The organism is Acidobacteriota bacterium (assembly GCA_018001935.1).
Taxonomy (GTDB): Bacteria; Acidobacteriota; JAAYUB01; order JAAYUB01; family JAAYUB01; genus JAGNHB01.
Genome location: JAGNHB010000006.1, coordinates 86,255 through 101,889 on the forward strand (window position 1 = coordinate 86,255; position 15,635 = coordinate 101,889).

The following is a 15,635-nucleotide window of genomic DNA, read 5'->3' on the forward strand; positions in this document are numbered from 1 at the left end:
AACGTGTACAGTATAACCTATTTCCAGTGCGTCGGAGAAAAAATGAACTGTCTCGCCCGGACTCGGTTAAGAAACGGTGAATTTCCCCCCCCCACTCTTCCCGTCGTTGACACTTCGCGGCGCTCTGTGCTAAAAATCGCTTTTCTGAGCCTGTTTGTCAGCCTGTTGCAAGAGGTACGACCGTGAAAGGAAAAACACCGTTTGGGTCCCTCGTCCTCGCCCTGGGCCTGCTGCTGACCTGTGCCTGTTCCTCCGGGGCGCAGCTGGTGGTCATCTCCCCCCACACCAACGACATCAAGGCGACCATCAAGCCGCTGTTCGAGGAGTGGTACCGCAAGAAGACGGGGAAAAGCATCTCGGTGAAGTGGATCAACATGGGGGGGTCCAACGACGCGCTCAAGTACGTGCGCTCGGAGTTCGCCAAGCGCCCCGGCGGGATCGACATCGACCTCTTCTGGGGGGGCGGCATCTCGCCTTACTTCACCCTGAAAAAGGAAGGCCTCCTGCAGCGGACGGAACTGGCGCCGGAGACCCTGGCGGCCATCCCGCCCGTCCTGGGCGGGGTCCCGCTCTTCGACGTCGACCGCCAGTGGTACGGGTCATGCCTCTCCTGCTTCGGCATCATGGCCAACCGCTCCGTCTGCGCCGCCCGCGGCCTCCCCGTCGTCAAGACCTGGCAGGAGCTGACGTCCCCGCAGTACGCCGACCTCCTGGGCTCCGCCGACCCCCGCCACAGCGGGTCGAACCACGTGGCCTTCGACATGATCCTCCAGAAGCTGGGGTGGGAGAAAGGCTGGGAAGTCCTGACCCTGCTTGCCGCCAACATGAAGCGGTTCAACATCTCCTCCAAGGACGTGGTCAAGGACCTCACCTCGGGGGACACGGCCTTCTGCCTCTCGGTGGACTACTACGCCTGGAAGGAGATCGAGCAGCAGGGCGCCGACAAGGTGGCCTTCATCGTCCCCGAGGACATCTCCATGGTCAACCCCGACTGCTTCGGGGTGCTCAAGGGCGCCCCCCATTCCGCGGAGGCGAAGCTCTTCATCGAGTTCGTGCTCTCCCCCGAGTGCCAGCGCGTCTGGATGGCCCGGGCGGGGAGCCCCGGGGGCCCCCCGTCCAGCAGCCTCTACCGGCTCAGCATCGTCAAGTCCGTCTACGACGACATCCGCAAGGACACCCTCATCGACTTCAACCCCTTCACCTCTCCCTCCGGCGCCGCCGGCTACAGCGTGGAGAAAAGCGAGCAGCTCTGGGACATCACGGGGGACCTCTTCGGGAGCCTCCTGGTCGACCGCCACGACGAGCTGAAACAGGCCTGGGCCCGGATCGCCGCGGGGGGAAACCCGCCCGACGCCATCGCCGAGCTGTGCCGGATGCCCGTCACCGAGGCCGAGGCCCTTCAACTGGCCGCCCAGTGGAAGGACCCGAAGCGGCGCAATGACACCATCTCGCAGTGGCAGGAGTTCGCCCGGGCCAAGTACGCGGCCGCGGCGGCGAAAGTGAAATGAAGATCGACGTCCGGAACCTCACCAAGCGCTTCGGGACCAACACGGTCCTGAGGGACCTTTCCCTCACGGTGTCCGAAGGGGAGTTCTTCTTCATCCTGGGGCCCTCCGGCTGCGGAAAGACCACCCTCCTGCGCATCCTTGCCGGCTTCGAGAGCCCGACCGCCGGGGAAGTGGACTTCGAGGGGGAGTCGATTCTCCAGGTCCCGCCCCACAAGCGGAACATCGGCATGGTCTTCCAGAACTACGCCCTCTGGCCCCACATGGACGTGTCCACGAATGTCCGCTTCGGCCTCGACATGCGCAGCATCTCCTCGGCGGAAGCGAAGGAGCGGGTGACGGAAGCCCTGGAGATGGTCCACCTCGAGGACCTGGGGAAACGGATGCCCAACCAGCTCTCCGGCGGGCAGCAGCAGCGGGTGGCCCTGGCCCGGGCCCTGGTGACGCGCCCGGGGCTGCTGCTGCTGGACGAACCGCTTTCCAACCTCGACGCCAAGCTCCGGATGGAGATGCGCGACGAACTCAACCGCGTGCAGAAGTCCACGGGCATCACCGCCATCTACGTGACCCACGACCAGAAGGAGGCCCTCTCCATGGCCGACCGCATGATCATCCTGCGGGACGGGGTCATCATGCAGGAGGGGAACCCCTTCAGCGTCTACCGCCGCCCCCGTTCCGTCTTCGTGGCGGGATTCATGGGGGAGACCAACTTCATCGAGGGGACCCTGTCGGCCCAGGACGAGACCCACCTGGTCGTGCGCTCGCCCCTGGGGGACATCCGGTCGAAGCGCCGAACCCTCAGCTTCGCCGACGGGGAGGACGTCGTCGTCTCGGTCCGGCCGGAGTCCATCCGGCTGGCCTACGACGGGATGAACAACGTCGGCGCCCGGTTCGACGGCCTCGTGGACGCCCACGTCTTCATGGGGGAATTCGAGCACTTCTGGCTGAGGGCGGGGGCGTGCCGGGTGAAGATGCTCCTGACCAACCCGCCCCCGGGCCTTCACAAGGAGGGGACCGAGCTGCGCCTCGCGGTCAAGGACGAGGACATCGTGGTCCTCAAGCGGGAAGGGGACACCCCATGAGGTCGGGCGTCGCCGGCCGGATGCGCCTGCCCCACTGGATCGCCGTGGGGCTCATCGGCGCCTTCCTCTTCGTCTTCATGATCTGGCCGGTGCTCTACGTCTTCTTCCGCTCCTTCTTCATCGGGGGCAAGGTTGACTTTTACTACTTCACCCTGATCTTCACCAACGACATCTACCGCGCGTCCCTCGTCAACAGCCTCACCATCGGCGCCGCGGTGACGGTCCTGACCGTGCTGATCTCGCTGCCCCTCGCCTACATCTTCAACAACTACCGGTTCCCGGGCAGCCGGTTCCTCCAGAGCCTGATCCTGGTCCCGCTCATCATGCCGCCTTTCGTGGGCGCCATGGGGCTCAAGAACCTCTTCGCCGAGCACGGGGCCATCAACCTCTTCCTCCAGCAGGTCGGCATCCTGGGCGCGAAGGACACCATCTACTGGTACGGGCTCGGGGGCGGGCTCTTCGGGGCCGTGCTCATGCAGGCCCTCTGCCTCTACCCCATCATGTACCTCAACCTGACCGCCGCCATGGCCAACATCGACCCCTCCCTGGAGGAGTCGGCCATGAGCTGCGGCGCGTCCCGGTGGACCGTCCTGCGGCGGGTGACGCTGCCCCTCATGGTCCCCGGCTTCTTCGCCGGCGCCACCATCGTCTTCATCTGGGCCTTCACCGACCTGGGCACCCCCCTGATGTTCAACCTCCAGCAGACGGTGCCAGTCCAGATCTTCAACAACGTCAAGAATGTCAGCGAGAACGACCTCGGTTACGCCATGGTGGTCATCATGGTGCTCGTCTCGGTGGCCTTCTTCGTCCTCTCCAAGCGGATGGTGGGGCGGAAGCGCTACGAGATGCTGGCCCGGGGCCACGTGACGGGCCGGGAGCGGAAGGCCCGCCCCGTCCAGACCGTGGTCTTCCTCGGGGTCATCCTGATCCTTCTCTTCATCGCCCTGCTGCCCCACATCAGCGTGTTCTTCCTGTCGGCCTCGCAAAGCTGGTCCAACACGGTACTGCCCCAGGGCTTCACCGCGGAGAACTACAAGGAGGTCTTCACCAACCCCCAGACCTCCGTCTCCATCAAGAACAGCCTCTTCTACAGCCTCCTCAGCACGGTCCTGGACATTGTCCTGGGCATCTTCATCGCCTGGCTCCTCACCCGGAAACGCTTCAAGGGTTCGGGCCTCCTGGACGCCCTCGTGATGGTCCCCCTGACCCTGCCGGGGATCGTCCTCGCCTTCGGCTACCTCACCACCTTCAGCGGGACCTTCCTGGACCCGCGCTTCGACCCCACCCTGCTCCTGGTGCTCAGTTACGGCATCCGGCGGCTTCCCTACATGGTGCGTTCCGCCTACGCCGGCTTCCAGCAGACCAGCGTGACCCTCGAGGAGGCCGCCCAGAGCCTGGGGGCCAAATCCTCCGTGGTCATGCGGCGCATCACGCTCCCCCTCATCGGGGGCAACCTGATCGCCGGGATGCTCCTGTGCTTCTCCTATGCCATGGTGGAGGTGAGCGACAGTCTCATCCTGGCCTGGGACCCCGACTACTACCCCATCACCAAGGCCATCTACGACCTGACCGAGTCCTCGTCGTCGGGCCTGGCGTGCGCCCTGGGCATGGTGGGGATGGGGGTCCTGACCCTGGCCATCCTGGTCGCCGGCTGCATCCTCGGCAAGAAGATGGGCGAACTCTTCCGGACGGGCTGAGGTGCACCGATCGGCCCCGCGAAACGTCGCGAAGCGGCCGTTTTCCGCGAATCCCACGGATCAACGCGAATCAATTGCACGAATGTCCGCCAGCCCGCCGGGGACGGCGTTTACCCCGCGGCGTTGAGTTCGACGACGAGGTCGGGCGGGGGGAACCCGCCGGCGCCGAGGGTGTCGCGGATCAGTTGCTGCGTGTCGAAGTAGACCTGCCAGTAATGGTCGTTGTGACAGTAGGGGCGGACCGCGATGACGCACCCCGTCGGGGTGTGCGCCAGGATCTTCAGGTCCGGCCCGGGCTTTCCCAGGACGTTCGGGATCCGGGCCAGCGCGCCGGCGAGACGTTCCATGACCGGGCGGGGGTCCACGGCGTGGGAGACTTGTGCCGTGATGTCCACGCGGCGGTAGGGGTTTGCCGTGAAGTTCTGGATATTGTCGGAGAGGACCTTGCTGTTCCCGATGTAGGTTCGCAGGTTGTCCGGCGTGTTGATGGTGGTGACGAAGAGGCCGATCTCCTCAACGGTTCCGAGGGTCCCCCCGGCGCTGATGAAATCCCCCACCTTGAACGGACGCAGGATCACCAGGAAGGCGCCGCCGGCGAAGTTGGAGAGCAACCCGCTCCAGGCAGCCCCCACGGCCAGGCCCGCACCGGCAAGCAGCGCGGCGAAGGTGGTGGTCTGCACCCCGAAGACCTCGAGGATGGCGATCACCAGGATGAGGGTGAGGAGGATGTTGGTGGCGCTCTGGATATAGCGGATGAGGGTGGCCTCCACGCCGTGGGCGCGCATCCCCCCGCCCAGCAGGCGCATGGCGAATTTGATGAGCATCCGGCCGGCGATCCACAGGACAAATGCACCCAGGAGCTTCCAGCCGATACTGATGGCGGTGGCGTTGAGACTGGCGAGCAGAGCGTTGACGTCCATTCCGACCTCCCGGTTTCAGGCTGTGTTGACGTCTCCGCGGCCCATCACGCGGCGCCGGGCCCACAGGGAGCCGGTTTGCCGTCGAAGGGCACACGGAAGCGGAACATGCCCCCACGGTAGTCGGAAAAGCAGTAAATGTCAAGAAGTCTATTCTGGTTGGCCCCGGAGAGGCCCCGGTTTCGCTGCCGTCGCGGAAGGCCCCGACAGGGCCGTCCGGCGGGCTGCCCCCGCTCAGGGCAGCGTGCGGACGAGGCGAAAGCCGATTCGGTTGCTCGAACCGTAGTCGGCGAGGCTGGAGCGCTGGGCCGACCGCATTGCCCGGGCAGACTGGTCCCAGTTGCCGCCCCGGGTGATGTGGAAGGTGTTGAAGGCCGGGCCGCGGTAGTCCACCTGGCTGCCGGAAGGGTAGGCGCCGTGAGCGTCCCAGCAGAATTCCTGGACGTTCCCGTGAACGTCGAAGAGGCCCCAGGGGTTGGCGGCCTTGTAGCCGCAGAGGTGCGTCCGGTCCGACGAATTGGCGCTGAACCAGCCCGCCGTCTCCAGTTGGTCGTAACCTTCCATGAGGGGGTCTTCGCAGTTCGAGGCCGCGTAGGCGGGCTCGGCGATCCAGAACGGCGTGGAGGTCCCCGCACGGCACATGTACTCCCACTCCCCCTCGGTGGGGAGCCGGTAGCCGTTGGCGTCGGTCCGCCAGTAGATGGTCCCCTCCGCGTAGTTGGAGGCGTCCACGGGGATGAGCATCAGCCAGTCCTTGTAGTAGCACCGCTGAAGGCCGTTCTGAAGCGAGAGGAGGTTGGCGAAAAGGACGGCGGCGTGCCACTTGAGCTGCTGGACGGGGTAGTTCAGGGTCTGCATGAGCCAGACGGCGCTGGGGTCGGCCGGCAAACCGGGTTGCACGGCCCGGAGATCGGCCCACATCTGCCGGGTCACCTCCGTCTCCATGGCGGCGAGATTCGTGTTGAGAAGGTGGACGAACTGGTTCTCGTTGTCCTCCCGGCAGGGTTCCCCCGCCGGGGAACCCTGGACGAACAGACCCCTGGGGATGAAACGCAGGGCCCCGACGATGGGATCGGGCCCCACCGGGTCGGCGGCCTGGCCGTTGACCGGTTCGGCCTGGGCGGCAAAGAAGAGGTGCCGGTCGCCGGCGCTGTTCCCGGTGATGCTGATGGGGGCGGGGATGGATGCGGACGTTCGGACCACCAGGGTGTCCGCGTCGTCGTAGCCGATCCCGGTCCAGAGCTGTTCCGACAGGCGGACAAACTTGGCGTGGGCCGCCAGGTTGTGCCGGGAGGGAAGCGCCACCATCCGGCCGTTCTTCCAGGCCTCGACGGACACCTGGACCGTCGAGGCGGTGGGGTTCACGAAGGCCAGCCCCGTGTAGTTCATCCACGAGCGGACCGAGTTGGGGATCACCCAGTTCCCGGCCGTGTTCGGGGAGACGTAGAACTCGCAGACACTGGGGGAGTCACCGAACTGGTAGGTGGACTTCACCACCACGTTGTCGCTCCCGGTGACCTGGAGGGAACCCTCGTAGTTCAGGGTGGTGTGGGGGATCTCCGCCCAGGACATGGCGGGGATGGAACCCATGAGAAAACTGCCGGTTTCGTTGCCCTGGGCGTCGTAGGTGGTGTAGGTGTAGTTTCCGGTTGCGCCGCTGGCGTTGAACAGGGAGACCGTGGTCTTCCACCCCCCGGCGGCCGTGACGTGGCTGCACCAGGCGTTGATCATCGCCGGTGCGCGTGGGTCGCCGAGGGAGGCCGTCGGTGGGGGGGAGGCGTCGGTGGGTTTCCCCTTGTGCGGTTCCACCTGGCCGGCAAAGAAGAGGTGGCGATCGCCCGCGAAGTTGCCGGTGATGCTGACAGGTGCGGGGAGATAGGTACTGCAACGGACGACCAGGGTGTCCAGGTCGTCATAGCCGACGCCGGTCCAGAGCTGGTCGGTCAGGGCGACGAACTTCTCCCCGGGGCCCAGGGACCGGCTGAAGTCCGGGGCCACCTTGGCGCCGTTCTTCCACCCCTGGACGGTGAGCGTGGCGGGCGAGGCGCTGGTGTTGACCACCGCGAGACCGGTGTAGTTCATCCAGCTTCGGGAGGAGTTGGGGAGGACCCACCCCGTGGACGTCGCCCCGTCCAGGAAGAACTCGCAGACGCTGGGCGTGTCCGCGTAGCGGTACTCCACCTTGACGAGGAGGTTCCAGGCGGAAGTGACCCTCAGGAAGCCCTCGTAGGCGAGGGCGCTTCCCCCGATCGAGCCCCAGGAGCGCTCCGGCAGCGTCCCCGACAGCTCGACCCCCACGGGGTCGCCGGCCGCGTTGTACCGCTGCGCGGTGTACTGTGCCGTGGTATAGCCCGGGTTGTACAGCTTCACTACCGTGGTCCAGCCGCCGGCGACAGTGACGTGGGGGATGCAGACTTCCGTGGCGGCGAAGGCGGCAGCTGCGGTCAAGCACCCAAGGGTGAAAAGGAGTGCGGCTTTTTTCATTGAAGTCCTCCGGGCACGATCTCGATGGTATTGGACGGTCACCCGTCGATTTGTCCCCCCCCGCCCCGGGTGATTTGAAATGGGTCCCTCTCTCCCAGGGTGGACACCGAAAGCGATCCCGGGGAGGGGATCGTCTCATGGAAGCGTGCGGACCAGGCGGAACCCGAGCAGGTTGCTGGACGCGGCAGGGTTGATGGAACCCCGGTAGGCCGACCGTGCGTTCTGCGCCGCCTGGTCCCACGAGCCGCCCCGGAGGACCCGGTAGTCGCCGAACTCGCCGCTCGACGGCCCATGGTAGTCCACCTGGCCGCCCGTGGGGTAGGTGCCGAACCAGTCCCAGCACCACTCGTGGACATTTCCGTGGACGTCGCAGAGCCCCCAGGGGTTGGCGGCCTTGAACCCGCAGAGGTTGGTCTTGCCGGCTCCGTTGGCCTTGAACCAGGCCGCCGTCTCCAGTTGATCGTACCCGGTTTCCCCGGTGTTCCCGCAGTTGGCGGCGGAGTAGGCCGGCTCGACGATCCAGAAGGGCGTGGAGGTGCCCGCCCGGCACAGGTATTCCCACTCCCCTTCGGTGGGGAGGCGGTAGCCCGTGGCGGCGGACCTCCAGTAGGTCGCCCCGGTCTGATAATTGGAGGCGCTCACCGGGACCAGCATCATGAAATCCTTGAAATAGCAGGGTTGAAAACCGTTCTGGACGGAGAGCAGGTTGGCGAAGAGGACCGCGTGGTTCCAGGAGACGTTCTGGACGGGGTAGTCGAGGGACTGCATCAGCCACACCTCGCTGGGGTCGTCCGGGAGGGTCGGCTGGACCGTTTTCAGGTCGGCCCACATCCGCCGGGACACCTCGGTCTCCATGGCGGCGAATTTCGTGTTGATGAGGTGCGTGAACTGGGTTTCGTTGCTCTGCCGGCAGGGTTCAGAGGTCGGGGAGCCCTGGACGTAAAGTCCCCGGGGGATGAATCGCAGGGGGCCGATGAGGGGGTCGGGGCCGACCGGGTCGCCGGCATTGCCGTTGTCGGGCTCGGCCTGGCCGGCGAAGAAGAGGTGGCGGTCCCCGGCGTTGTTCCCGGTGATGCTGATGGGGGCCGTGATGGCGGAGGAGGAGCGGGCGATCAGGGTGTCCACCTCGTTGTAATCGATTCCGCTCCAGATCTGGTTGGACAGGTTGACGTACTTCGACCGCGCCGCGAGGTTGCAGCGAACGGGCCAGGCGACCATCTTCCCGTTCTTCCAGGCCTCGAGGTTCACCTCGATGGGGGCGTCGGTGGAATTGACCAGGGCCAGCCCGGTGTAGTTCATCCACGAGCGAACCGAGTTGGGGATCACCCAGTTCGTCTCGTTTTTCGTCGAAAGGTAGAATTCGCAGACGCTGGGCGAGTCCCCGAACTGGTAGGTAGATTTCGCCAATACCATGTCGCTTCCGGAGATCTGGACCGTCCCCTCGTAATTCAGGACGGTGTGGGGGATCTCGGCCCAGGCACGGGCCGGGATCAGGCCCAGCGGGAAGTTCCCCAGTTCGTGGCCCTCGGTGTCGTACTTCGCGTAGGAATAAGTGGCGGTCGACGAGGTGGCGTTGTAGAGCTGGACGCTGGTTTTCCAGCCCCCAACCGCCGTCACGTGGGCGCACCAGAAGGTGACCGACTCCGGGGCGGAATCGGCGTCCGGCGGCTGCCCGGAGAGCGGAACGTCGCCGGGTTTCCCGTAGATGGGCTCGTACTGCCCGGCGAAGAACAGGTGGCGGTCGCCGGCGAAGTTCCCCGTGATGCTCATGGGCGCCTGGATGGCGGTGGAACGGACAACCAGCGTGTCCAGGTCGGAGTAGCCGATCCCGGTCCAGAGCTGGTCGCTCAGCGCGACGAATTTCTCGCGGGACGCCAGATCGCGGTGAAAGTCCGGCGCCACCTTCACTCCGTCTTTCCACCCCTCGACGGTGAGGCCGGTGGTCAGGCTGTCGGTGTTAAGGACCGCCAGGCCGGTGTAGTCCAGCCAGGACCGGGCGGAGGTGGGAAGGATCCACCCCGGGATGGCGTAATCGCTCAGAAAGAACTCGCAGACGCTGGGAGTGCTGCCGTAACGGTATTCCACCTTGACGAGGTAGTTCCACGACGAGTGGATGTTCACCGACCCCTCGTGGTCGAGGTAGCTGCTGCCGATCTCCCCCCAGGCGCGTTCCGGCCAGGAGCCCGTCATCGGGGCGCCGACGGGGTTGCCGGCGACGTCGTACTTCTGCGCGGTGAACTCGGCGGCGGTGTAACCCGGGTTGTACATCTTTATGACCGTCGTCCACCCCCCCACGTTGGTGACATGGGGGACCCAGACATTGATGGCGGCCATTGCCGACGTGGTCACGAGGAACAGTGAAACGATCAACAGCCCTGTTTTCATCTTCCCCTCCAGGATAGCCATGCCTTCAGAAGAACCATCGGAAAACCCCCGCCGTCCGGGCGGGGAGGGCAGCCGGTTATCTTGATTTTACCTTGGAAAGAGATTATCATCAACACAGCATCGTGATGATTCGCGGCCGGGAGATTCCCTCGCCTGCCAGGGCTATCCGGGCCGCACGAGCGGCGTTACCGCCCCGGGGCCTTCCCGGGGGGGGGCGAATCCGGACGGGCGAGGAGCGGGCTTGGGTACCTGCCGCGTTCACAGAGTCGGCCTTGTCGTCGCCCTGGTGCTCGCCGTGGGGGTGATGGGACACGCGGGCGCGGTGGACTCCGACGTCCGGTTCGACCACCTCTCGCTGCGGGAAGGGCTCTCGCACAACACGGTCCGGGGGATCCACCAGGACCGGACGGGCTTCCTCTGGTTCGCCACCGAGGCGGGGCTGAACCGGTGGGACGGCACCCGGATGAGTGTCTACCGCCACGAGCCGGGGGACCCCGGTTCCCTCTCCGACAACTTCATCTGGCGAATTCTGGAGGACCGGGACGGCTTCCTCTGGGTGGCGACCAACGAGGGGGGGCTCGACCGCTTCGACCGCCGAACCACCCGATTCGAGCATTTCAGCTTTCGGAACGATGATCCCTCGTCCATCAGCGACAACAACGTCCAGGTCCTCTCGGAGGACCCCCGGGGCAACATCTGGGCCGGGACCCTGCGCGGCGGGGTCAACGTTCTGGACCGGACGACGGGCCGGTTCCGCCGGTACCTTCACCGGGACGGCGACCTCCGTACGATCCGCTCCAACCAGGTCATCGCTCTCCTGGCGGACCGGCGGGGGCTGGTCTGGGTGGGGACCGACCGGGGGCTCGACTGCCTCGACCCGCGCAGCGGCGTCGCCCGGCCCGTGGACTTGGGGGAACTGGCGCCGGCGCCCGGGGTCCCGGCGAGCGTGCAGAATCTCTTCGAGGACAGCCGGGGCCGGGTCTGGGTGTCGACCACCGTGGGGATGGGGCGCCTGGACGGGCCCGACAGCCGCATGACCCGCATCCGGGCCATCGACGACCCCCGCCTGGAGGGACGCCAGGTCATGTCGATGACCGAGGAGCCCGCGGACGTCTTCTGGATGGGCGGGGGCTTCGGCCTCATCCGCCTGGCTTCCGGGGAGGAGGCTCCCCGCTTCTTCACGCCCGACCCTTACGACAAGTTCAGCCTGTCCCCGGGCGTGATCCTGTCCGTTCACGCCGACCGGGCCGGGAACATCTGGGTCGGCAGCAACAGCTCCGGAGTCTGCAAGTACAGCCCCCTGAAGTGGAAGTTTCCCCACGTCCGCTACAACCCCGAGCCGGGCAGGGGGCTCAGCCACGCCACGGTGCGGTGCCTCTTCGAGGACAGCCGGGGGGTGCTCTGGGTCGGGACCCTGGGCGGCGGGCTGAACGTTCAGGCCCCGGACGGGACGTGGCGTTGCCTCCGCAACCGGCCCGGGGACCCCGCGAGCCTGGCCTGGGACCACGTCTCGTGCATTGCCGAGGACGCCCGGGGGCGCCTCTGGGTCGGCACCTGGGGCCGCGGGCTCGACCGCTGGGACCCGGGGCGCAAGCGCTTCGAGCACTTCCGGAACCGCCCCGGCGACCCGTCGAGCCTGGGGGGCGACATCGTGCAGGCCGTCCTGGTGGACCGGGCCGGCAGGGCCTGGATCGGGACCGAGGAGGGGCTTGACCGGTACGACGAGGCCACCGGGTCTTTCGTCCACTTTCGGAACGAGCCCCGGGACCCTCTATCCCTCAGCGACAACCGCGTCCAGTCCCGGGCCCTGCTGGAAGCCCCGGACGGGTCCCTCTGGGTGGGGACCTGGAACGGGCTCAACCGGATGGATCCCGTCACGGGACGCTGCCGCCGGTTCTTCAGCGACCCGAACGACCCCGCCACCCTGAGCAGCAACCGGGTGATCTCCCTGCACCTCGACCGGGCCGGCATGCTCTGGATCGGTTCCTACGGGGGCGGGGTGTGCCGGATGGACCCGCGGACCGGCCGCTGCCGGTCCTTCGGTATCCGGGAAGGCCTCCCGGACGACGTGGTCTACGCCCTGCTGGAGGACGACCGTCACGACATCTGGATGAGCACCAACCGGGGGCTGTCACGCTTCATCGCGTTGCAGGGGACTTTCCGGAACTATGACGAGGAGGACGGGCTGCAGAGCAACCAGTTCTTCTGGGGCGCGGCCTTCCGCTCGAGGCGCGGCGAACTCTTCTTCGGGGGCGTCAACGGGTTCAACCGCTTCTTCCCCGGCCGGATCCGGGAGAATCCCGTCCCGCCGCCCATCGTTCTGACCGGCTTCCGGATCTTCAATTCCCCCGCCGCCCTCCCCCTGGATATCTCGGTCACCCCCGAGATCGTGCTGTCCCACCGGGAGAATTTCTTCGCCCTCGAGTTCGCCGCCCTGGACTTCGTGAACCCCGGGAAATCGCGGATGGAGTACATGATGGAGGGCTTCGACAGCCGCTGGCTCCCTTGCGGAGCGGAACGGCGTGCCGCCTACACCAACCTGGAGGGGGGCGAGTACGTCTTCCGGGTTCGCGGCGCCAACAGCGACGGGGTGTGGAACCCCGAGGGCGCCCAGATCCGGGTGCGGATCGTGCCGCCCTGGTGGAAGCGGCCCTGGCTGCGGGTTTCCACCGCCCTCCTCGTCGCCCTGGCCCTCCTCGTGGCGTACCGGCAGCGCATCCGCCGGATCCGGGTCCAGCAGCGCCGGCTGGAGGAACTGGTGGTGCAGCGGACCCAGGAACTGCGGAAGAAGCACGAGGAATTGGAAAAGGCCTACACGCTGGTGCGGTCAGCCAACGAGGAACTGCGGGGGCTCAACGCCAAGAAGACCGAGTTCCTGGGAATGGCGGCTCACGACCTGCGGAACCCGCTCACGGCGGTGCTGGGCTACGCGGACATGGTTCTGAAAATGATCGCCGACAACCGGTTCCAGCCGACGCAGGGCATGAAGTACCTCCAGAAGATCTCCGAGGCCTGCGAGAAGATGAACGCTCTCCTCACCAGCTTCCTCGACATCGCCGCCATCGAAACGGGCAGCCTCGCGGTGGTCATGCACCCGGAGAACCCCGTCCGGCTCCTGCTCGAGAGCGCCGATTTCCACCGGAGGCAGGCCGAACGCAAGGAGATCCGCTTCTCGGCGGACATCCCGGATCACCTCCCCGACCTGGTCACGGATCGGCTCCGGTTCAGCCAGGTCCTGGACAACCTGCTCAGCAATGCCGTCAAGTACACCCCGCCCGGGGGGGAGATCCTCCTCCGGGCGAACCTGGAGGGCCATTTCCTGGAGGTGTCGGTCCGGGACAGCGGCCCGGGCCTGACGGAAGACGACCTCTCGAAGATGTTCCAGCCTTACGTCAGGCTGAGCGCGATGCCTACGGGGGGCGAGTCCAGCACCGGCCTGGGGCTCTCCATCGTCAAGCGCATCGTGGAGCGCCACGGCGGCGAGGTGTTCGTGACCAGCCGCCCGGGCGAGGGCTCCACCTTCGGCTTCCGCCTGCCGCTGGAGACGGCCCCGGAGAACACGACCCGGCAAGATCCGCCGCGCAGCGCTGACCCCCCCGAATAGCGCGCCGGGCCCCTCTGCCCTGGCGGTTATGTCCGTCCCTTTGGTCCTTTAGGTCCTTTGGGTCCCTTCATCCCTTCGCACTCCTGGTCTTGAAAGGACGAAAGGACCTAAAGGACCAAAGGGACCCAAAGGACGGCGGGGTGCAAAGAAGAAAGGGACGGCCACGGTGGTGGCGAAGGCGAGGGGTTATTGCAGCCCCGATTGCGAGGCCGATACCGATTGCGATACCGATACCGATACCGATTGCGATACCGATACCGATGTCGATGGAGATCCCTCCGGAGTTGCGGCCTACTCACCCTTTTGGTCGAGGACCCTGGCGTCGGCCCAGTAGATGTCCCCGCCGCGGGTGAAGAACAGGTACTTGCCGTCCGGCGACAGGGCGGGGCAGTTCTCGTTGGCCGCGCTGTTGACCCGGTCCCCGAGGTTCACGGGCGCGGACCAGGAGCCGCTCCGGTCCCGGCGGCTCAGGTACAGGTCCCCCTGGCCGCGGCCGCCCGGCCGGTTGACGGAGAAGACGATCCATTCCCCGCCGGGGGAGACGAGGGCGTCCGACTCCATCTCCCGGCTGTTGACGGCGTCGCCGAGGTTCTCCGGCTCGAGGAAGGCGCCATCGACGAAGCGGGCGCAATAGAGGTCCCGGACGCCCCGCGAGTCCGCCCGGGTGGTCTGGAAGTAGAGGGTGCCGTCCCGGGAGACGGTGGGGTAGAACTCATCCTCTCTCGAGTTCACGGGGGGGCCGAGGTTGACGGGTTGGGACCAGCCGTCCCCCGCCCGTTCCGCCGCCCAGATGTCGTAGTCCTTCTCCGCGTCGCCCTGGCCGGTCCGGGGACGGTTCGAGCAGAACCAGAGTTTTCGGCCGTCGGGGGAGAAGAAGAGATCCGCATCGCTGTAAACGCCGGAGAAAGAGGCGGTCTCCGGCAGGGTCCACCGGCCGCCCCGGCGTTTCATGACCATGATTCGCCACTGCCCCTTCGGCGTCCGGATGGTGAAGTAGAATTCCCTCCCGTCCGGCGTGAAGACCGAGTTGAGTTCCCGCCGCTCCGTGGAGACGATCCCGGGGGCGAACAGCACCGGCGTGGTCCCCGGTCGCTTCTGGCCCAGGTACGGCCGTCCGGGGGGCGGGGGCGCCGCGGGGCCTTCTTTGGCTCCGGCCGCAGAAAGCGCTTGTGCGACCGCGGTTTGACCTTCCCGGACGGCCACCTGGAACGGGGTGTTCCCGTAGGCGTTCTTCGGGTCCACCGCGGCGCCGCCGGCGAGCAGCCGGTCGACGCAGTCCCGGCACCCGGCCAGGGCGGCGAGATGGAGGGGCGTGCTGCCCGCCAGGTCCTCGTCGCGAGGGGAGGCACCGCTTGAAAGCAGGAGCCCGACCATTTCCCCGCGCCCGTAAGTGGCGGCCAGGGCCAGCGGGGTGTTCCCCTCGGCATCCCGCAGGTTGAGGCGGACCCCCTTCGCCAGGAGGCGTTCGGCGCACTTGAGGTGCCCCCCTCGGGCCGCGGCATGCAGGGGCGCGTAGCCGAAGACGTTGGTTTGCGTGTCCATAACCGCACCCCGGTCCAGGAGTGCCCCCACCCAGCCGTCCTGGCCGAGGAAGGCGGCCAGATGGAGGGGGGTGAAGCCTTCCCGGTCGGGGAGGTTGACGTCGGCACCCGCCGAGAGCAGGAGATCGAAGACCGCCGGCTGCCGTGACAGGGCCGCCTGGAACAGCGGGGTCCGGTCATAGGCGTCCCGCTGGTTCAGCCGGTCCGGTTTGGCCTGGAGCATCCCTTCAACGGCCTTCACATCCCCCTGCTTCACGGCCTCGTGAAGGTCCGAAGCGCGGAGCGGGGCCCAGATCAGCGCCAGGGACGCCAGGAGAAGGGCCACAGGGGAGAGGGCCCGCTTCGTCTTTGTCATGATGACCTCCTGTTCGGGGAGAGGTTCCCGGTTCCGGGAGCCGTTATCCTCAAAGCATACGCGAA

General features: G+C 66.7%; 8 protein-coding genes. 4 read left to right on the forward strand and 4 right to left on the reverse strand.

The window, feature by feature from the left end; all coding sequences use genetic code 11:
* Positions 1 to 182 precede the first annotated feature (182 nt).
* From KA419_04035 to KA419_04045, 3 genes are read left to right on the forward strand one after another with little or no spacing between them, the layout of a single operon-like run.
* On the forward strand, positions 183 to 1,508 hold the full coding sequence (locus KA419_04035; GenBank protein MBP7865096.1) for an extracellular solute-binding protein: 1,326 nt from the start codon (positions 183 to 185) through the stop codon (positions 1,506 to 1,508).
* Positions 1,505 to 2,587, forward strand: coding sequence for an ABC transporter ATP-binding protein (locus KA419_04040; protein MBP7865097.1), 1,083 nt, complete (start codon positions 1,505 to 1,507; stop codon positions 2,585 to 2,587). Before KA419_04035 ends, KA419_04040 begins: the two co-directional genes overlap by 4 nt.
* Before the next feature lie 20 nt (positions 2,588 to 2,607).
* Complete coding sequence (locus KA419_04045; GenBank protein MBP7865098.1) at positions 2,608 to 4,284, forward strand: iron ABC transporter permease; 1,677 nt, start codon at positions 2,608 to 2,610, stop codon at positions 4,282 to 4,284.
* Positions 4,285 to 4,394: 110 nt separating this feature from the next.
* On the opposite strand, the gene KA419_04050 is transcribed toward KA419_04045, so the two are convergent.
* The 3 genes from KA419_04050 to KA419_04060 all read right to left on the reverse strand — a co-directional run bounded on the left by KA419_04050 (position 4,395) and on the right by KA419_04060 (position 10,070).
* Complete coding sequence (locus tag KA419_04050; protein ID MBP7865099.1) at positions 4,395 to 5,204, reverse strand: mechanosensitive ion channel family protein; 810 nt, start codon at positions 5,202 to 5,204, stop codon at positions 4,395 to 4,397.
* A 231-nt stretch (positions 5,205 to 5,435) separates the two neighbouring features.
* Complete coding sequence (locus KA419_04055) at positions 5,436 to 7,685, reverse strand: formylglycine-generating enzyme family protein (protein ID MBP7865100.1); 2,250 nt, start codon at positions 7,683 to 7,685, stop codon at positions 5,436 to 5,438.
* A 135-nt stretch (positions 7,686 to 7,820) separates the two neighbouring features.
* On the reverse strand, positions 7,821 to 10,070 hold the full coding sequence (locus KA419_04060) for an SUMF1/EgtB/PvdO family nonheme iron enzyme (GenBank protein MBP7865101.1): 2,250 nt from the start codon (positions 10,068 to 10,070) through the stop codon (positions 7,821 to 7,823).
* Positions 10,071 to 10,311: 241 nt separating this feature from the next.
* On the opposite strand from KA419_04060, the gene KA419_04065 reads away from it, so the two are divergent.
* On the forward strand, positions 10,312 to 13,674 hold the full coding sequence (locus KA419_04065) for a hypothetical protein (protein ID MBP7865102.1): 3,363 nt from the start codon (positions 10,312 to 10,314) through the stop codon (positions 13,672 to 13,674).
* 291 nt (positions 13,675 to 13,965) lie between these two features.
* On the opposite strand, the gene KA419_04070 is transcribed toward KA419_04065, so the two are convergent.
* On the reverse strand, positions 13,966 to 15,570 hold the full coding sequence (locus tag KA419_04070) for an ankyrin repeat domain-containing protein (GenBank protein ID MBP7865103.1): 1,605 nt from the start codon (positions 15,568 to 15,570) through the stop codon (positions 13,966 to 13,968).
* Between the last annotated feature and the right edge of the window lie 65 nt (positions 15,571 to 15,635).

Coding starts and splice junctions, on each gene's coding strand:
- KA419_04060 (MBP7865101.1), bottom strand. CDS start 10,070: ATGAAAACAGGGCTGTTGATCGTTTCACTGTTCCTCGTGACCACGTCG.
- KA419_04050 (MBP7865099.1), bottom strand. CDS start 5,204: ATGGACGTCAACGCTCTGCTCGCCAGTCTCAACGCCACCGCCATCAGT.
- KA419_04040 (MBP7865097.1), top strand. CDS start 1,505: ATGAAGATCGACGTCCGGAACCTCACCAAGCGCTTCGGGACCAACACG.
- KA419_04055 (MBP7865100.1), bottom strand. CDS start 7,685: ATGAAAAAAGCCGCACTCCTTTTCACCCTTGGGTGCTTGACCGCAGCT.
- KA419_04045 (MBP7865098.1), top strand. CDS start 2,608: ATGCGCCTGCCCCACTGGATCGCCGTGGGGCTCATCGGCGCCTTCCTC.
- KA419_04070 (MBP7865103.1), bottom strand. CDS start 15,570: ATGACAAAGACGAAGCGGGCCCTCTCCCCTGTGGCCCTTCTCCTGGCG.